This window comes from Kothea flammea, assembly GCF_052161645.1.
GTDB lineage: Bacteria > Planctomycetota > Planctomycetia > Pirellulales > Pirellulaceae > Laterigemmans.
The window spans coordinates 7341908-7359417 of sequence record NZ_CP197414.1; the positions used below are offsets into that span (position 1 = coordinate 7341908).

The following is a 17510-nucleotide window of genomic DNA, read 5'->3' on the forward strand; positions in this document are numbered from 1 at the left end:
ACAGCTAACAGCTAACGGTGCGGAAATAGGCTGCTAGTGCTGCCTGGCAACAACGCGGTGAAAATGGAGCTGCACCTCACGATCGACAACTCGCCGCACCCCTTCAGCGAGACAAGCTGGCTCATTCTCTTGCTGGCCTTGCTGAATCACCTCGGCGAGTGGCGTTCCAGGAGCGACTGAAAAGGTGCGCTGGTTGATGATCTGATTGCCGGCATCCAATTCCGGAATGATGAAATGACAAGTCGCCCCGAAGGTGAGCATGCGCGAAGCATAGGCATCGTGATAAGGCTGAAATCCCGGAAAACCGGGAAGCAAACCGTGATGCAAATTGATGATCCGCCCCCCAGCAAATTGCCAACAAGTGCTAGCTGGCAACACCCGCATGTAACGCGCCAGGACCACGTAATCAATTTCATACTGGTCGAGCAGCTCGACCATCTGGGCGTCATCGGCGACCCCATCGACATCGCCAATGCAAACAAACGGAACGCCAAACTCCGCCGCAAGTCGCGAGCACTTTTGGCGGTTACCAATGATCAGCGGCACTTCCGCCCGGATTCGCTGATCACCAACCGCTTGCAGCACCGCCCTGGGAGTAGCTTCCAAATAGGTCGTGCAGATCGCCAACCGTGGCCGCTCAGCACGCAACTCGGGGCTCCAGACGCGAATTGCCAAGCCAGTTTGCTCAGCGATCTGAGGCATCAACTCCTCGCCGAGAGGAGCAAAACGACCGGACTCCAACTCGAAACGGCAGAGCATGGCAAACAATTGTTCTTCATCATGGTCATACATCTGAATCTCGGCGATCCGCGCTCCCAGCCCGGTCAAACAGTGAATGATCGGATCGGCCAAGCCGACATTGTCCGGGCCCAAAGCGGTGATGATGACTTCCATATGCGGATTGCTCGGGAACTGCGGAAGGAGAAAAAGGAATACGGGAGGGGTAAGATAAAGAGACCGGAGCCGAAGACCACCGGGAAAAACAAAGTTCTGTGCGAACCAAATTGGCAGGTTCCAGGCGACCTTCAGTAGAGTAATCTATAGGTCGTGCGTGCAAACGGGGGCCGACCACCGAGGCCGACCACCGAGGCCGACCACCGGCAGCCGTTCGCCTGTCCAGCACGTGCCAGCTAGCTAACACTTTCCACCTTCCTGATTCATCCGCAAGCCAATAATCGCATGCCCCAATTGACTTCTGATAAACCGACGCGGGAGGAAGTTCCGGCCGGAGATAACCTTTGTGATCATTGCACGGCCAAGTGCTGCCGCTATTTTGCGCTGCCGATCGACACCCCCACCGAACGCCGTGATTTTGACTTCATGCGATGGTATTTGCTGCATGACCGGGCGACGATCTTTGTCGACGATGGGGTGTGGTATCTACTTGTTCACACCACCTGCAAACACTTGCAAGACGACTACCGCTGCGGGATCTACGAAACGCGTCCGCAAATCTGTCGCGACTACAGCACCGATGCTTGCGAGTTCGATGACGATTGGTGTTACGAACAATATTTCGAAACCCCAGAGCAGCTTTTCGAATATGTCGAAGCGACCTTTGACGCCCGCGAGAACGGCGCCATGCGTTCACCTCGGCCCACCAGCTTGCCGATTGCCTAAGCACAAACAGGCCATGCCATAACAAGCCTGGGCCAAAATTAGTCTTGCCCTAGACGTCCGAATTTTCGGAAACTCGCTCGCAGTCAAGCCATTGCGTTGCATGTTGGGTTCACAGTTATGGCGTTCGCCAAGGTTACCACGCATCCGTTGCGCGCCGGCGGGTTCGATTTGCTACGAATCGGTGCGGCAATTGGAGTCGTCGTGTTGCATGCTGCGGTGCCATATCTACAAACTCCTATGCCGGGTTTGGTGTGGCCCGTTACGGACATGCCGAGTCGGTTGGTGAATTGGCTGGGCTGGTCGATCGAATTGGTGGTGATGCCCATTTTCCTGCTGCTCGCCGGATACTTTGCCGCAGGGCAATTGACCAGGCTAGGAGTCGAGGGTTTTGTCTCCAACCGGTTTGCTCGTTTGGTCTTGCCGCTGTTGCTGGTAGGGCCCTTGATCCTGACCGTCGATCTCTATATTTGGCTTTGTGGCTGGTTAGTGGAAGGCCAAGTCACGCCGCGAAAAATTCGCAGTCTCAAATTTACAGATGGCAGCGACAAGAATCTGTGGGGCCTAGGTCACCTGTGGTTTTTGCAGTACGTATTTTTTTACTGTCTCGGCTTGGCAATCTTGAATCCCGCGCTGCGATACTTTGCTGATCATCAACGTAAGCACTGGCTGTTATTTGGCGGGCTGATCATCAGCGGCGGACTGACGCTGCTGTTGCGACCAGAGGTGGTATTTGGATTTCAGCATGCATTTCTACCAGTACCATCCAAGTGGTATTTTTCCGCAACCTTCTTTTTCGGCGGTGCGCTCTTAGCTATCTCCCCGGCTATTCTCGAGTGGCTGCAAATTCATACCGCGCGCGTGTTGTTAGTGGGCATGACGGCGACTTTGCTGGGGGTGCAAGCTGGCAACAATCTCATTCAGCAAATCGCCTCCGCCGGCCAAGAGAACTTTGCGGAGGTCAGCTGGACAAGTCGACTAGTGGTGGCCAGCCTGGCAGTCACCGCGGGCTGGCTCGTGTCCCTCGGTCTATTCTCTTTAGCTCTGCGATACGACTGGAAGTCTGGACCACGGCTGAGCTACTTGGCCGCCGCTTCGTTTTGGATTTATCTGATTCACCATCCCTTGGTGGCGATAACCCATATCTCGCTAAAAGTCTACCAGCCCAACATGTGGCCCCTAGTTAAGCTCTCGTTGGCTACCGGCATTAGCTTGGCATTTTCGCTATTAAGTTTCGAGCTTTTTGTGCGGCGCTGGCCGCTCGCCCAATTGCTGGGCACGCCGACCTCGCTTTGCAAGGGTTCAATCCGCCCAACCCAGAAAAGCTCGCGGGAAATGCCAGCTGAGCCCACACAGCAGCCCACCAAGCACGCTGCATGACTGGCCAGTTACCAAATTGGGCCGACTTAGCACTCACGCAATCTTAACAAGATACTCCTTGCTTATTAACAATAAAGGCGACCTCTTTCGCTTAGACTAGCTAGCCGGAGTGGGTAGTTTGTATGACGGGTAGGAACATAGCCTTCTAGGAAGTTACATCATGATTGTGAGTATGCGAGCAAGATTGCTGCCACTGCTGGCGGCGACGGTGGCTTGCTTCGCTTGTGCTCATGCACGAGCGGAACTGGTGATTACCGAGATTCAGTCGAATCAGAATTTTGGCACAGGTCAAGATTGGTGGGAGTTAACGAACTTTGGTAATTCGGCTGTCGATTTGACCGGCTGGAAATATGACGATAGCAGTGCGGATCCTAGTTTAGCGTTTACCTTCGGCTCCTTGTCGATCGCCGTGGGCGAATCGATCGTGTTTGTTGAAGATCTTACCGCAAACGAATTTCATGATTGGTGGGGGACGACTTTAGGGTCGTACCAAGTCGTGACCTTCGGCGGCAGCGGCTTAGGACTGGGGCAGAACGATGCGGTCAATTTGTTTGACAGTGCTGACAACTTAGTGACCAGCCTCAGCTATGCGGCAGCCGGATTTACTTTGTCTGATGGCAGCTCGTCACTTGGTGGACACGCAGGCCTATCAGCCGGTGGCAGCGAAGTATATCAATCAATGGTGTTCGATCCAAACTTTGACTTCACCGACCCTCGCTACACGTTCGCCGTAGCCGGCCAGTTTGGTGCTTTTCAGTCAGCTGGTGGGCTCGATGTTGGTTCGCCGGGGATGATTACCGCGATCCCCGAGCCGTCCTCGGTGCTGGCGCTCACGCTGCTGGGTGCTACCGGTTTAGCACGCCGTCGCTGGCGTCGTGGTTAAGCCGCCAAGCAAGCGTTAGAGCATTCGCTCCTCAAGTTGACCAACGCCGAATCGGCGTTGGTCAGAGCCAATGCGATGGAGCGAGCGATGTGCCCTCTGGCCGATTTACCTCCCACATTTATTACTTGACAATCATTCTAATGTTTGTATGAACATTAGAATGCTTGCGGATGTGGGGTCGCTACCAAGTAAACTCATAAAATGCGGGACGGTTGGAGGGATCACGCGTATAGATCGCTTGCGTCGCTCGCCCCGTCACCGTCGGCGTGTCGCTGAGCAGATCATGGTAGATAGCCGTGATCGCGTAGGTGGTCTTCGCCGGATCGGCCTGCGGAAAGACCTCTTCCAGAAAAACCTCCCGCTCGGTGATCCAAACTAAACGCGTGGGGCCATCGGCAAACCCAACATGCGGCTTCTCGCCACGAATGTTTTGGAAATCCTGCCCCGCGAAGTAATAGACCATGCCGAGGATATAGGGTTGTTCCCCGGTTGCTTCGCGATCCGCATTGGCAGCAGGCGAGACTAAGTAGTTCCAGCCAAAGCCGTTGCTGATCCAAGCGTACTGCAAGGCCAACACCGAGGACTTGGCCGGGGCGAAAGTGCGGGGTGGAGAAAAGTGCTCGCTGGGCTGCCAATCATGATTCACCGCATCATTTCCCCAACGCCCAAACCAGCGACCATCGAAGGCGGTAAAGCTGTCGCTGGTGACCGCTTCATATCCAAGTAGCTGATTAAGCAAGCGTCGCGAAGACACCTGAAAATTGGCGATCGAGCGACGAGCACTCAGATCGTCCTCCGTGGCGGCTTGAAACTTCTCCACCGTCTCACAGATCAACTCCAGGCGACGTTTACCGGCCGCATCGACTGCGAGCAATTGGCTGCGAAGCGCCTCGGCCGAACGCAGGCCTTTGGCCAGCGGTTCGGCGGCTCCTTGCCACTGCCGCATCTCGGCCGGGAAGAAGCGATCATGACGCGAGTCAAAAGGATCGAAGGTCGTCTGCGGGGCCTCAGCAGGTGTCTGTGCCAAGAGACAGCTTGGCCACCAGCCCATGGCGACGCCGCTGACCAGCAATAACCAAATCACCAGCCACCGAGAGGGCAACTCGCGGCGGCCTGCAAGATCAAACGCGTTAGTTGCTGAATTCTTGCTCATCATCCATCTCCCCTCACCCAGTGAATTACCTACCCAGTGAATGCCCAGGAATTACTTGCCAACACTCTCACGAACGTTAGACTGTCTGGGAAAAGGTGTCAACGCGGCACCTTGGTTTCAGCCAATTCGAATGCCAGCAGAAATTATCATGCCAGCCGCCGCCCCTCTCAAAACCGCCACCGATCTGCTTGTCCAACGACAACTGATCAACACCTGCGAACAGGCTCGAGTATTGGCAATTTGCCAAGCCGATTTCCCTTTTCATTTTGCGATCCAACACTGTCAATCAGTTCATTTGCATATCAAAGTCGAAAACGCCAACGGACGGGAGCTCAATGATTTCCTCGCCCAGTTCTGTGACTTGGAATACGGCAAGGAAGGGTTTGTGAAGTATAGGCTTGCTGGCGACGTCAATCTAATCTTCTCATCGATCCCAGTTTCCGAGGATGAGTTACTGGAGACTGAGTGCCAACGTCGCAGTCGTCCATTCCTCGATCATATTGGAATTGACTTGCGTGAGGAAACGGCTGAGATTCGCCAGGCCTTCGCGGGGATACGAGTCACCGCGCGAGAACATGGCTGGGCGGTCTCCAGCCAGGGTGACGGCCAGCGTGGGGTGCACTGCTGCCACGTGGAAGTCCAGGCAAAGCACTGGGCATTTCCCAGCGAATCGAGCGCCCCGCCGCAAATTCCCTTGGAATTCGCCTTCGGACCGCTGAAGGTCAACGATGTCAGTGGAGGTTGCGATCTGCGACCGATGGATCCGGTGCGCAAGTTGCGGGACAACGTGCAATTACCAGCATGTCATGATTGACAACTCACATGATTGACACCCCACATGATTGACAACGTCAGGTTTGCTTGACGCCACAGTGAACTTGCTGGACAATGCATTGCCGATTCTGTGCGGGCGTGAACAGGTGGTACGATGAGCGAAGATAGCGAGCCAGTCAATGTGGAGCAGTGCGCGGTGTACCTCAAGGCACTGGCGGACCCGACTCGTTTGCGCATCCTCAAAGCGCTCCAGGCTGGACCGCTAACCGTTTCCGACGTGGCCTTCGCGTTGGACATGGAGATTGGCTTGGTTTCACACCATTTGCGAACCCTCTATCACGCTCAGATCGCCACTTCATACCGCGACGGCAAGTACGTTTACTATGCTTGGAACGGGGACTTTAGCAAGCTGCGTGCCCGCGGCGGTACGTTTGACTTCGGCTGTTGCCAGTTCCAGCTGTCGGCAGCATCCAATGGCGATTAAGGTGACTTCCGCCACGCTTTGGCAACCTTCGTGACGGCGGTAATGGCGGCGGCGTCGAGTTGCCGATAGCGGTGTCCCTCCCAGCAGCGGCTGTCGCAAAGGTTTAAATCTGGCAGGTGATCTAGTGAACCATCGGTGATTGGCAGCGAAGCTCCCACGTGGGCCGCGGTACAGCCACTTCGCCGCAACAGCTCGAGCAGGTTATCCGCACGAATACCCCCGCCTGGCAATATTTCAATCCGCCCCCGAGCGGCTCGCTGGAGCGCGGCCAACGTGTCAACGCCCTCGAGCGCCGTTGCTTTGCCGCCGCTGCTCAGCACCCGCTTCACGCCGATGCCGATCAGTTGTTCGAGTGCTACCAGCGGCTGGCGAATAAAATCAAAGGCGCGATGAAAGACAGCCGCTCGGGCTACGGTCGGCGATGTGGATTGGAACTGCCTAGCGATCTGAACCAGTGATTCGCTGCGCTGCAGGTCAACGTCACCAGCAGGCGTGAGGCAACCAAAGACAATCCCGCTGGCACCCGCCGCGAGCAGCTCGTTCGCATCTCGCCGCATCGTTTCCCGCTCGAGATTGTCATAACAAAAGCCACCGGCTCGTGGGCGAATCATAACAACGACCGGCAGAGCCACATGGGCCAACACGGTTTGCAAAGTTCCGCAGGAGGGTGTCAGGCCACCCAGTTCGAGAGCCGAACAAAGCTCCAACCTGTGGACGCCAGCCCGCGCCGCCGCCACCGCTTCGCTGGCGGAACTGACGCAGGCTTCGAGCAAGGGGAACTGAGCTGTGCCTGCTGTACCGGGGCCTGCTGTACCGGGGCCTGCTGGAAGCCCCATCATGAGGCGGCCGTGGCGTCGACGTTGGCTGCTTCAGACAGGGCGGCGGCAAACATCAACAGGTCACCCCGACGACGGGCAAAATCGAGCACCGGTTGGTAATTGCCAGCTTTCTGAGCCAGCTCGAGCAATAACGGGGCGACGCGAGTCACCGGGATATCGGCGGGAATCAGATCCAAAGCGGCTTGTAAAGCATCTTGGGGACGGCCCAACCGGTCGAGCAGATCGATGTAGACTTCGACCGCTCGCGTGCCATGCTCCAGAGGATCCACCTGGTTGGCCTTATCACGGAAATAGCGAATCGCCTGATCGACTCCGCGCCCCAGCAAAGCGTCGATGAACAGGCCGTTGGCTGGATAGAAATCGACGAACGGTTCTTCACCCGGGTATTGATACTGCGAGTGCAACTTACGCCCGTAGGCAATCAAATGACTGATCTTTTCCAGCTGAGATTGCTCTTCCAAAACGCGACAAATGCGAATCGTGGAAGCCAAGTGCGTGGTATCGAGGTGGTAGGCACCCGCGGCTAGCAATTCAGGTCGGTTGGCGATCAATTGGTCAACCGTCTGATCGTCACCGGCGGGTGTCTGGTCGGGCTTCGCGGCACCACCTTCCTCTTGGCGTCGACGTATATCCGCGATGAGCGAATGGCGCAGTTCGTTATAGACGTGATCGAGCAACAGCGCGGCCGCGATCCGCTGCTCACGATAATGACGATTGGTGAGCACTTGATCGAACGTGGTGATGCTGTTGCAGGTTCCCATCCGTTCCAGCAACAATTTAAAACCGTGCCCCACATCGACCGCTTCGTGCAAGCAAACGCTGATGATTTCATCCGCATTTTCTTCGCGAACTGGCACTTGCTTGATCAACTCGGCGGCCGCCCGAATATCACCGGTGGGACGCAAATAAGTCCAGCCGTCACGGACGCGCCCAGCCCGCATCAGCATCGCACCCACTTCGCGGCACGCCGCTAACAAGCCACTCTCTAATTGACGCTCAATGTCCTCCGGTTGCGGTGGGGCCGAATCATCCGGCAACACCGGGAGACCCAACTGCAGCCGCATCTGCATCTTCAACGCTTCAAATAACTCGTGCGGCATCTGCTGCTGGCGGTAAACTTTGACCAGCGTGGCAATCATGGCTGGGGGGTCGGCAGCCAGTTCGCTCATTTGCAGGAACGGATCAGTCATGGATGTCATCAAGGCTTCTGTCGGGGATGGCGATCTCAGAACGGCCTAACTTATCAGCTAACAGCGAGCTCGCCCAGCTCTGCCGTCTATCGTAGCTCAGCCGTGAATTGCGGCTCAACTGTCAACCGCTGGCGAGGCCTCGCCAGCGGTCGGTGGGTTCGTAGAACTAACACTACCAGCGTCCTCCGAAGGGGTGCTATCAGCAAGTAGCTTGCGCACCGCGGGCATGACATGCTCTTCATACGTGAAGCCGATCGTCTCGCCTTCATCGACAAAACGGGCGACTTCGTTTCCGGCGGCATCAAACACCAGCACGGCTGGGATCGAAACGACTTCCAAAGCGATGTAAACATCTTCGCTGGGGGTGGCGCAGATGTAGTTCTCCGTGCGCGCGGAAGTGGACTGCAAGAAACCCATCACGTCGGTGAGATAATTCTCTGGCGGATGCGTGCGGCGACCGTCGTAATCAATATTGGCGGAAATGCAGCTCAACTGATCACCAAACTCAGTGTTCAATTTGACCAATCCGGGGAATTCTCGCAAACAGGGCTGGCAGTTGAGGGACCAAACGTCCAGCACCACGGGTTTTCCTGCCGATTTCACCGCCGCCATGATTTCGTCCCAAGGCGAGACCTCCACCTGAACCAACGGATCGGTTGGGGGCCCCTCGGGAATATCGAGTTCGGCAAGATCGCCAGCCGATGCGACCAAAGAACCCGAGTGGGAAACTTCGGCGCTGGGACTAATCGGTTGCCCGTCTCCAACACGCTCGATAACCGTTTCTTGCTCTCCCCAACAGCCGGCCAAGAGAGTGACTAGCACCAAAGGGGACACACACGCAAACCGGCGATTCCTTGTCAAGAACTGCTTAGTCATAAAGATACCTGCAAAACCACAAACGGGGGATATACATCTACAATCGATATCGTGGTGGAAAAGCGAAACACACCCACGACTTTAATCTATTCGCTTCGTACACTAGAAGGTTGGTAAGGGTAGTCAATTCCGATCAGCGGGTAGATTTTACGGTGGCCGACGAATCGACGACTGAATTGTTAACGCGAGCGAAATCGGGGGATCTCGAGATGCTCGGGCGGTTACTGGAACAGTATCGCGGTTACCTGCTGATGCTGGCCCATCGTTACTTGGACGATCGCCTGCGGCGGAGAATCGATCCCGCCGACATCGTCCAACACACCTATTTGGAAGCGCAACGCGATCTGCCTTCGTTTCGCGGCCAAACTCCCGCCGAATTTGCTGGCTGGATTCGGAATATCCTAAAGCATAACGTAGCCACAGCCGTGGCGCGGCACGTGTCGGCTCAAAAAAGATCGATCGGACGCGAAGTCAACGTCGGAAACGATTCGGCGGCCGCCAACTGGTTTGCCCAAATGCCAGGCAGCACCACCAGCCCTAGTCGCCGCGTGATGCGAGAGGAAGCAGCCATGGCCATGCTCGACGCGCTCACTCAATTGCCCGAAACGCAAGCCGAAGCGGTCCGTCTGAGGTACATGGAAGGCCTCCCCCTGGCGGCTATTTGCGAGCGCATGGGCAAGTCCGAAACAGCCGCTGCCGGGCTACTCAAACGGGGCCTCCGCAAACTCCGCGAAATTATGGCTGATTAGTCAACCAGAAATCGCTGGAATTTACGAATCATCTATGGGACATTTGAATGTTAAGCGTGCTGTTGCCTAATTACCGAGTCCTTGATGGCTGACCAATCCGACAAACATCCCAGTTCCGGAGAGCTGGACACCCCGTTGCATCCGTCCCGATCCCCCGAGCTGCCCACCACCGCGGGACCAGCCACCAAGGGAATCGGCGAGGGAATTGCATTGCCTCACCCGGCAGACCAAGAAGCTAACCAACAGGGCAAAGTAGTCGATGACGAAGCAGTTGATGACGAAGCGGAGGGTGGTGAGGAACTAGCGAATGCCGGCAAACTCGACGCGGCCTTCGCGGCGTACTTGAAACTCTGCGATGCAACCAACTTGGGGGAGGAGTTCGCTGAAGATTCGTCCCCTGAAGATCAGCCGGCAATTAGCAGCGACCAGCGGCGGAGCGAATTTCTTGCCCAGTTTCCTGAACTGGCCCCAGAACTGGGTAACTTGATCGCCACGGCCGACTTGTTGCAACGGTTCGTCGTCGCTGAATCAGAGCCAGCCAAGCCGCGTGTCTCGCCCGACGCCGAGACCATTGGCGCGGGCTATACCGGGCATTTACAGCAGCCGCAGGCGACCGGTCCACTTGACGTCGGCGCGCCCAACATCGGCGAGATGAATATTGATGCACACAATGCCGATCCCTCGACGGCGCTGACCCTGCCGTTACCCAAAGTTTCGCGTGGCGGTGAGCAGGCCGCTGGGCCCGCTGCCCACAATGCCACATTGCCGGGGGACGCCGTCGGGAAAAAACAAGCCGGTCCGCCACTGCCTTTCGAATTGGGCGACTACCGGCTGGAACGGATGCTTGGTCGTGGTGGCATGGGAGTCGTCTACCTAGCGACGCAACGCAATCTCGATCGCCAGGTGGCGGTCAAGATGATCAGCTCGGGCGTGTTCGCCGGGGAAGAAGAAGTTCGTCGCTTTCGCACCGAGGCGCGGGCCGCAGCGCGGCTCAAACACCCCAACATTGTCACCGTGCATGACTTCGGCTACCTGCACGGACACCACTACTTTTCCATGGACTACGTGCCGGGCACCGACTTGGCGCACCTGTTGTCGGACGGCCCGCTACCTTGCATGCTGGCCGCCCGCTATGTTCGTGATTGCGCCCACGCCATCCATCATGCTCATCAAGCAGGCATTTTGCATCGCGATTTAAAGCCGGCAAACGTGTTGATTGACGAACACGACCAGGTTCAGATTACCGACTTCGGTTTGGCAAAACATACGGATGCGGACAGCAGCGTTACGGGCAGCGGTGCGGCGGTTGGCACTCCCAACTACATGGCTCCCGAACAGGCGATGGGGCATGGAGATCGCGCCAATCGCACGGCAGATGTCTATTCGCTCGGTGCCGTGTTGTTCGCTTTGGTCACCGGGCGTTCACCTTTCGCCGGCGCGACCGTGATGGAGACGTTGATGCAAGTGATTCACCGGGCTCCCCCCAGCCCTCGTGAATTTCGCGATGACGTGCCAGCGGATCTGGAAACGATTTTACTCAAATGCTTGGAGAAAGATCCCAAACGCCGCTATCATTCAGCTAAAGCCTTAGCCGAAGACTTAGAACGCTATTTACAGGGCCGCCCGGTGTTGGCAAAACCCCGCGGTCCCGTGCAACGACTGTGGAACTGGGTCAACGATGTGCCGATCGTCGCTGCGCTCAGCGGCAGACGATTCGTGGATGCCAGCCAAACGCATCGCAGGTTTCAAACCAGCATGTTGGCGCTGGTGATCCTGCTGCCTCTGCTGCTAACCGCGGTCGTGATTGTTGACAATTGGAATCGCGGTCGCATGCCTGATTACGTGCGGATTGCCGGGGGCATTCCGGGAGGTGTATATGATGAAATTTCCGGTGAACTAGCGCTGCGAATTTCTCGCAGCCAAGGAGTCGATGCGACCGTCATCTCTTCGGAGGGCTCGCTCGATAATCGTCAGCAATTGTTGGCTGGCGACCTGGAGTTAGCTCCCTTGCAAGCATCGACCATCCGAGGTGATAACCTCTGCGTCGTCGCACCTCTGTTTTACGAAATGGTGCATGTCTTCGTCCGCGGCTCCGAGAAAATTCATTCCATCGATGAACTGCGGGGCCGGGCCGTGGCCGTGGGGCCTGAAGGGAGCGGATCACGCTTGGCAGCAACCCTGTTATTTGACTCCTATGGCATGGGAGAATCGGACCTAAACCTGATCGTCAGCTCCTGGGGTGACTTCGATGAACTCGATCAAGTTGACGGAGCAATTGTCTGCATTGGAACCGGCAGCCAAGTTGTCACCAGCTTGCTGCAATTGGGACAATTTGAATTGCTGCCGATTGCCGAATCGCGACGCGTCTCCAGCGACCACCCGACACTTCGTCCCATGCATATTCCCGCCAGCGAGTACCCGCCCGGTTTATTACCCGATGACGGGATTGATACGGTGGGCATGCCAGCTTTCCTGGCAGCGCGACTCGACACGCCGAACGTGCTGGTTAGCGCCGCGTTGGCAGCCATCTATGCCGATCCCGTGCTTGACACCCGGCTGATTCCTCGCCGAGCCGCCGCCGAATTTCAAAATATGGTGTTGCATCCCGAGGCGCGCAAGTTCTTTGCCCAGTGACAGCAAGCGATTGGGGACAATCGCAATGTAGAACCGCTGTCCTCAGCTGTTTGCTTTGTAGAACCGCTGTCCCAGCTGTTTGCTTTGTAGAACCGCTGTCCCAGCTGTTTGCAGGCACCGCAACCAATTGGGGACAATCGCTCGACATTGCAGGCACCGCGAGGCAACCTTGACCTCGGTTGCTGGTGGTACGCGAACCAACGAGGCTGAGCAGTGTCTCAAAAGTCGCGATCGACCGAGGAGATTCCGGCGGCGCGATTTTCCTCGTTTCACACGACTGGGATTTCGTGTTTCGTGCCACGGGTTCTAAACGAACATCGGACGAAGTAGCTCAGTGGGTAGAGCATCAGTGCACAAAACTGACGGTCACGGTTTCGACTACCGTCACGTACCAAAGTTGGTTGCTAACCAACGCACCGGGGCACGTACTTGTCCACCATGAAGCTGGCGGGCAGACGATTGCCTTGCTGAATCGGCAAGAACGACGTGCGCGTCGTCAGCATGCGTGAGCCGGAATTAGCCGATGAGCAACTCGATGTGATTGTCAACTCGGCTCCGGCCTGTATATGTACTGAAATAGCATCCGAGATGTTCAGGTTGAGATCGTGACGACCGAAAACGCACAGCTGCAACAGAAGGAGTTGCCTGCGATCGTACTCGGCGAGCGAGGCCTTGCCGACTGTGTTGTCAACTTGCTGTAAACGTACTGCGAATGACCTGTCAACTAAAAACGCCCTCGGAGGAACCATCCACCGCGGGCGTTTTTTATTGAGGGAAACTCCAGCGATCGCTCCTAAGCCGCGGCGACTGCTGGATCAGCGTATGCCCGCTCCAGCCGATAGCCGAGCCCACGCAGCGAGAGGCAGACGGCCAACATAATCGCTCCCATTAACTGATGACTGAAGATGATTCCGACAACAAACTCAATGGCTTCGCTTCCCGGGTCTCCCAAAACTCCGATCAAAAGGCCGAACTCGCAAATCGCCAATAAGAAACAATAAACAACCCAAACCCCAATTCTAGACTTTATTCGCTCTATTTTTTCTCCTAACGCAATCCAGATGCAGGGCAATTTCACCAGCAGGCTGGCGATCCCATAAATCGTAATTGCAATCAATCCTTCTAGCTCGCCGAGAACGCTGGCCCGCACCGCCCGGCTGAGGCTGAAGTCCTCGTCGGGTAACATCGCCCGCCCAATTCCCAAAGACAATGCGAGCAACAGCATGCCAATCATCATGTCACGAATCGCGTAGTTTGAGCCCATCACCATGTTTCGCGCAATCGCTGATTCCTGAATGATCTGCCAGCGAAAGCAGATCGCGGCGATCTTCAGCGGCACAAAGCTGACAACAAATCCAAACAACCACATCACCGCTGCGCTAAGCATCGTTTCGGCAATATCCCCTTTCCCCTTGATTTCGATCCCAATGGCGAAACCGCACCACGAGATCACTAGCAGCAACAAGGTCCATGGCAGGCGAATCCAAAACGTGCCACGTACCAAGGTTCCCCAAACGCAGATAACAGTGAGCTGCGCCGTGACGACCCCCAAAACGAGCATCGCCGGAAATGGATCGTCAAAACAGCTTGGGGTCGCCACGTCCACGACGAAAAATCCAATGCAACACACGCTAATCAATACGATCAGCCGCGACTTGTGCTCGAACGGCAAAGTATCCATGGGAACGTGCCCCTGCTTTCGTTTCCGCGGGCCTCGGTTTGTAGAGATCCGTGCTGCACTTGGTCAATTGAACGAGAAAGAGTTGAGTCCATTTGCCTCAATTCATATTCAGCATCGCCGTGGATGTCGATAGTGTTGCATTGTTATTATCTCCAGCCACTTGCGGTGCGAACCCTTGTGTCTAGAGTTACTTGGCTGGCCGTCCGATTAGCTGAATGGCTTCTGCCGCAGCTTCGCGGGCCAGTCGCGTTTTGATGTCCTTGCCTCCATGATCATTCCGGGCTGCTAACTTTTCTAGGTCTTTCAGAGCCGAGGCAGCTGCCGGCCCAAGCGTTCCGAGTGCTCGCGCCGCGGGCTCGGCGATCTGAGGCTCTTGAGACAAAGCCGCCGTCAAAACATCGATGGATGATTTGTCGGCACCGACCGCCTCGATCGCTCGCACGGCCGCCCCTTGCAAGTCGCGGCTGGCACGAAAAGCGCGTCCACCATCCGTGCTCCCCTCAAGCGGAACTCGCGGTCTTCCGGCAAGCTCATTCAACTTTGGCAGCATCCCCTGGGCGGCCGGACCGATTTTTCCAACGGCTTTAATGGCTGCGACTTTGGCAGTTTGGTTCTTCGCTTCGAATTGTACAGCAAGAAACGACAGGGTTTCGGGTTTCGCTTTTGACAACTCACCCAAAACGTCAATAATCCTTAGCCGTTGTGCTTCATCAGCGGAAGCAGCGGCAGTGATGAAATAATTCTCAACGTCTGCCTGGATTTCTACCAACGTCGTCTTGAGGTCGGGAACCATGCGAACATTGCTCTCCAGTAACAACTGTTCCGCCAAAGCCTCGGCCAACGGACTCGCATCTTTCCCCAGTCCACAAATAAAGTCGAGCGCGTCACGCCTCGCCGACTCGCTGGCATCTTGCTTTACGATATCAAGCAATATTTGCAGCTTCTGCTCCAAAGTCTTGCCTTGCAATTTCTCCAGCAAAGCATTGCGAACATCCGGTTCCTGCGACTCAGCCGCCAGTCGTCCGCCTCCATTTCCAACGGGAAGCGGCGGTGATGCTAATTGGTCGCAACCCGTCAGCATGACGATAAACAACAGCGGACACAGAGAATAACAGCGTGGGGGTATGCCAATCATTTGTTTGCGCCCGATTCATTGCATGGGTAATCAGAAAGAAGTTAGACTATATGCGAGACGCGTCTTTTTTGTGGCGGTTCCTTAAAAATCGCGACAATTCAGGCGCAAGGAGGCTCCCATATACCGTGCCCGCGGCATCGCTACGAAATGAATTGAAACCATGCTGTCCCGTGCTCAAACATACACCAAGCAAACGCTTTGCTCACGTGCGTGCGTGGGTTCGATCGTGATCTTAGCAACGATCAGTGTTACTGGAGTTCAGCGGTCGCTTACCGCCCAGGAATTGCCGTTCCAGGATCCTGCCGCGGCGATGCAAGCAATGCTCGAGCGGATGGCTGAGAATGCGGGACCGATGAAACCGCTGTTTGGGCGAATGACTCCACAACAACTTGAACAACTGGACGGGATCAAGGTCTCGACCAATGAAGAGTCGCAATACGGCCGCAAAGTGCTCGATGGTTTCATCAAAACGATGAAACAGCAGAGAATTGAAGTCACCAGTCGCTTTCCGGAGTCAGCCTACCTGAGCAAACTTATTGCGGGTATTCGACCACAAATGGATAACGCCAAACGATATCCGCGCCTGCAGATCTATTTGATCGAAACCGAAAGTGAGGATGCCTATTCAGTCCCCGGCGGTCATTTGTTGGTGACTCGCGGATTACTAACCAAAATTGAGAGCGAGGCGGCTCTGGTGGGAGTCTTAGCCCACGAGCTCAGCCACCTCGACCGCGGGCACCAACTGCTACCACTGAAACAATCGAAACTGGCTCAGCAGCCGCTAAATTTCAGTGACAGCATGCTGATGATCAGCCTCGTCGCACGGCCCTTTCGTCCCGAACAAGAAACCGAAGCTGACGCCGATGCAATACGGTGGATGATGGCCATCGGCTATCAACCCTTGGAATTGGCTCGCATGCTCAATCGCTGGAACCAACAGCAAGCGGCCACAATGCCTTGGCAAAAATTCATTCCTGGGTTCGTGAAATCCCACCCCGACGCGGAGTTACGTGCTTTAGAGGTTTCGAAATTGGCGGACCAGAACAAACGCAAGTTCCCGGACGCAACGTACGTGGGACGCGAAAATCTCAAACGCAGAATCGCTAAATCAGAACAGCGTTTCCCCAGGTAAGGCGAGCTTTTTTCCAGCCGCGTGCATGGCTTTTGCTCAACAAAGGACAATCCTCAAATTTATTGGTGGCGGTAGCTGGGCACTTTCTTTACTCCCCGCCTTCGTTCGACTGGGATAGCAAACTTCCATCCTCGTCGAATTCCTTCCACAGGCCCCGTTTTTGCCCGTTCGAGTACCGACCTTGGTACTTCAACTGTCCATTGTCGTAGTAGCCTTTTGCTTCTCCATGTTGCTTTCCATTTTGATACCGCGATTCATGGATCAGGTTCCCATTTGAGTGCCACATTCTGACCAGCGAGTATTTCCGATCTACTAACTGCAGTTCCCAATAAAGATTTCCCTTCGCGTCAAACAGCAACTGCGTACCTGTGCCCTGAATCACCTCGGAGACCATGTTTCCCGCAGGATCGTAATAGGTCCCATTAAGGACATCTTCTCGGTACGCTACGATGTCACCTCCGTTATTTTCCACCATACATTGACCTTCCTCCCGCAAGCTCCCTGATGGATAGAAACCGCGGTAGCTTGAGTAACCAATTCCATTAACATCTACCTCCCAATAGCCGTAATCACCTTCATCCACTTCGATCCGGAACCAGTTCTTTCCAAAAAATCCACTGTCGTCATGGAAACCGCATCCTCGATAATAACCAGTATAAGATGAAGAAAATTGCAAGACCTGAGCTTTGGGAGTGATATAGCCAACGAGAGTCGTCGCAATTGCGAGTAAGACACAGAGGAAGGTGACTATCAGTATGTGATGTTTACTCATGCGATTGCAGCCTTTGAGTCTATTGCCCAGGACAAGAATGGCGATGCTTTTCGGAGGGTCCTACCGAATGTCACCGCTATCATCGGTCACCAACTAACTCGGTGGAAGACCAAAGCGGGCGACTTCTCGTGCGGCAAGGAACCGCCGGGATGTGCAGTTCGGGATAACCATGAGGCCGGACCATGGATCGTGTCAGGCGAATGTCGAGTTA

General features: G+C 55.5%; 16 protein-coding genes and 1 tRNA gene. 9 read left to right on the top strand and 8 right to left on the bottom strand.

Translation table 11 applies throughout. The features are described 5' to 3' along the window. Positions 1–33: 33 nt before the first annotated feature. Positions 34–894: a formyltetrahydrofolate deformylase gene (locus SH139x_RS27410; protein ID WP_488352900.1), complete on the bottom strand. Its 861-nt coding sequence runs from the start codon at positions 892–894 to the stop codon at positions 34–36. A 285-nt stretch (positions 895–1179) separates the two neighbouring features. On the opposite strand from SH139x_RS27410, the gene SH139x_RS27415 reads away from it, so the two are divergent. The 3 genes from SH139x_RS27415 (at position 1180) to SH139x_RS27425 (ending at position 3880) form a co-directional block, all read left to right on the top strand. Then, the gene (locus SH139x_RS27415) at positions 1180–1620 is read left to right on the top strand and encodes a YkgJ family cysteine cluster protein (protein ID WP_488352901.1); all 441 of its coding nucleotides are present in this window, start codon (positions 1180–1182) and stop codon (positions 1618–1620) included. Positions 1621–1737: 117 nt separating this feature from the next. Further along, positions 1738–2997, top strand: a complete 1260-nt coding sequence (locus SH139x_RS27420; protein WP_488352902.1) for an acyltransferase family protein — start codon at positions 1738–1740, stop codon at positions 2995–2997. 160 nt (positions 2998–3157) lie between these two features. Then, complete coding sequence (locus SH139x_RS27425; RefSeq protein WP_488352903.1) at positions 3158–3880, top strand: lamin tail domain-containing protein; 723 nt, start codon at positions 3158–3160, stop codon at positions 3878–3880. A 181-nt stretch (positions 3881–4061) separates the two neighbouring features. On the opposite strand, the gene SH139x_RS27430 is transcribed toward SH139x_RS27425, so the two are convergent. Beyond that, entirely contained in the window at positions 4062–5036 is a 975-nt protein-coding gene (locus SH139x_RS27430; RefSeq protein WP_488352904.1) for a hypothetical protein, read from the bottom strand. A 127-nt stretch (positions 5037–5163) separates the two neighbouring features. Between SH139x_RS27430 and SH139x_RS27435 the strand changes: the two genes are divergently transcribed. After that, entirely contained in the window at positions 5164–5847 is a 684-nt protein-coding gene (locus SH139x_RS27435) for a hypothetical protein (RefSeq protein ID WP_488352905.1), read from the top strand. Positions 5848–5961: 114 nt separating this feature from the next. Further along, positions 5962–6291, top strand: coding sequence for an ArsR/SmtB family transcription factor (locus SH139x_RS27440; RefSeq protein WP_488352906.1), 330 nt, complete (start codon positions 5962–5964; stop codon positions 6289–6291). On the opposite strand, the gene SH139x_RS27445 is transcribed toward SH139x_RS27440, so the two are convergent. From SH139x_RS27445 to SH139x_RS27455, 3 genes are all read right to left on the bottom strand, one after another. Next, positions 6288–7130 carry a copper homeostasis protein CutC gene (locus SH139x_RS27445; RefSeq protein WP_488352907.1) on the bottom strand — a complete coding sequence of 281 codons (843 nt, stop codon included), beginning with the start codon at positions 7128–7130 and terminating at the stop codon, positions 6288–6290. The genes SH139x_RS27440 and SH139x_RS27445 overlap by 4 nt on opposite strands. Continuing rightward, entirely contained in the window at positions 7127–8329 is a 1203-nt protein-coding gene (locus tag SH139x_RS27450) for a hypothetical protein (RefSeq protein ID WP_488352908.1), read from the bottom strand. The genes SH139x_RS27445 and SH139x_RS27450 overlap by 4 nt, the downstream gene beginning before the upstream one ends. Before the next feature lie 105 nt (positions 8330–8434). Further along, entirely contained in the window at positions 8435–9196 is a 762-nt protein-coding gene (locus SH139x_RS27455; protein ID WP_488352909.1) for a TlpA family protein disulfide reductase, read from the bottom strand. Positions 9197–9348: 152 nt separating this feature from the next. Between SH139x_RS27455 and SH139x_RS27460 the strand changes: the two genes are divergently transcribed. The 3 genes from SH139x_RS27460 (at position 9349) to SH139x_RS27470 (ending at position 12973) form a co-directional block, all read left to right on the top strand. Continuing rightward, complete coding sequence (locus SH139x_RS27460) at positions 9349–9945, top strand: sigma-70 family RNA polymerase sigma factor (RefSeq protein WP_488352910.1); 597 nt, start codon at positions 9349–9351, stop codon at positions 9943–9945. 84 nt (positions 9946–10029) lie between these two features. Continuing rightward, positions 10030–12579, top strand: coding sequence for a TAXI family TRAP transporter solute-binding subunit (locus tag SH139x_RS27465; RefSeq protein WP_488352911.1), 2550 nt, complete (start codon positions 10030–10032; stop codon positions 12577–12579). 321 nt (positions 12580–12900) lie between these two features. Next, positions 12901–12973: transfer RNA gene (locus SH139x_RS27470), tRNA-Cys, on the top strand. 399 nt (positions 12974–13372) lie between these two features. Here SH139x_RS27470 and SH139x_RS27475 read toward each other — a convergent pair. Together SH139x_RS27475 and SH139x_RS27480 are read right to left on the bottom strand one after the other, a co-directional pair. Continuing rightward, on the bottom strand, positions 13373–14260 hold the full coding sequence (locus tag SH139x_RS27475) for a hypothetical protein (protein ID WP_488352912.1): 888 nt from the start codon (positions 14258–14260) through the stop codon (positions 13373–13375). A gap of 187 nt (positions 14261–14447) precedes the next feature. Next, on the bottom strand, positions 14448–15341 hold the full coding sequence (locus tag SH139x_RS27480; RefSeq protein ID WP_488352913.1) for a hypothetical protein: 894 nt from the start codon (positions 15339–15341) through the stop codon (positions 14448–14450). A 214-nt stretch (positions 15342–15555) separates the two neighbouring features. Here SH139x_RS27480 and SH139x_RS27485 point away from each other — a divergent pair, with 214 nt between their 5' ends. Then, positions 15556–16527, top strand: a complete 972-nt coding sequence (locus SH139x_RS27485) for a M48 family metallopeptidase (protein ID WP_488352914.1) — start codon at positions 15556–15558, stop codon at positions 16525–16527. Between the two features lie 88 nt (positions 16528–16615). Here the strand turns inward: SH139x_RS27485 and SH139x_RS27490 are convergent, their stop codons facing one another. Beyond that, positions 16616–17299, bottom strand: a complete 684-nt coding sequence (locus SH139x_RS27490; RefSeq protein WP_488352915.1) for a toxin-antitoxin system YwqK family antitoxin — start codon at positions 17297–17299, stop codon at positions 16616–16618. Positions 17300–17510 lie beyond the last annotated feature (211 nt).

Bases quoted from the DNA above. Each gene is read 5' to 3' on its own strand.
- SH139x_RS27410 (WP_488352900.1), bottom strand. From the start codon at position 894: ATGGAAGTCATCATCACCGCTTTGGGCCCGGACAATGTCGGCTTGGCC.
- SH139x_RS27415 (WP_488352901.1), top strand. From the start codon at position 1,180: ATGCCCCAATTGACTTCTGATAAACCGACGCGGGAGGAAGTTCCGGCC.
- SH139x_RS27420 (WP_488352902.1), top strand. From the start codon at position 1,738: ATGGCGTTCGCCAAGGTTACCACGCATCCGTTGCGCGCCGGCGGGTTC.
- SH139x_RS27425 (WP_488352903.1), top strand. From the start codon at position 3,158: ATGATTGTGAGTATGCGAGCAAGATTGCTGCCACTGCTGGCGGCGACG.
- SH139x_RS27430 (WP_488352904.1), bottom strand. From the start codon at position 5,036: ATGATGAGCAAGAATTCAGCAACTAACGCGTTTGATCTTGCAGGCCGC.
- SH139x_RS27435 (WP_488352905.1), top strand. From the start codon at position 5,164: ATGCCAGCAGAAATTATCATGCCAGCCGCCGCCCCTCTCAAAACCGCC.
- SH139x_RS27440 (WP_488352906.1), top strand. From the start codon at position 5,962: ATGAGCGAAGATAGCGAGCCAGTCAATGTGGAGCAGTGCGCGGTGTAC.
- SH139x_RS27445 (WP_488352907.1), bottom strand. From the start codon at position 7,130: ATGATGGGGCTTCCAGCAGGCCCCGGTACAGCAGGCCCCGGTACAGCA.
- SH139x_RS27450 (WP_488352908.1), bottom strand. From the start codon at position 8,329: ATGACATCCATGACTGATCCGTTCCTGCAAATGAGCGAACTGGCTGCC.
- SH139x_RS27455 (WP_488352909.1), bottom strand. From the start codon at position 9,196: ATGACTAAGCAGTTCTTGACAAGGAATCGCCGGTTTGCGTGTGTGTCC.
- SH139x_RS27465 (WP_488352911.1), top strand. From the start codon at position 10,030: ATGGCTGACCAATCCGACAAACATCCCAGTTCCGGAGAGCTGGACACC.
- SH139x_RS27475 (WP_488352912.1), bottom strand. From the start codon at position 14,260: ATGGATACTTTGCCGTTCGAGCACAAGTCGCGGCTGATCGTATTGATT.
- SH139x_RS27480 (WP_488352913.1), bottom strand. From the start codon at position 15,341: ATGCTGACGGGTTGCGACCAATTAGCATCACCGCCGCTTCCCGTTGGA.
- SH139x_RS27485 (WP_488352914.1), top strand. From the start codon at position 15,556: ATGCTGTCCCGTGCTCAAACATACACCAAGCAAACGCTTTGCTCACGT.
- SH139x_RS27490 (WP_488352915.1), bottom strand. From the start codon at position 17,299: ATGAGTAAACATCACATACTGATAGTCACCTTCCTCTGTGTCTTACTC.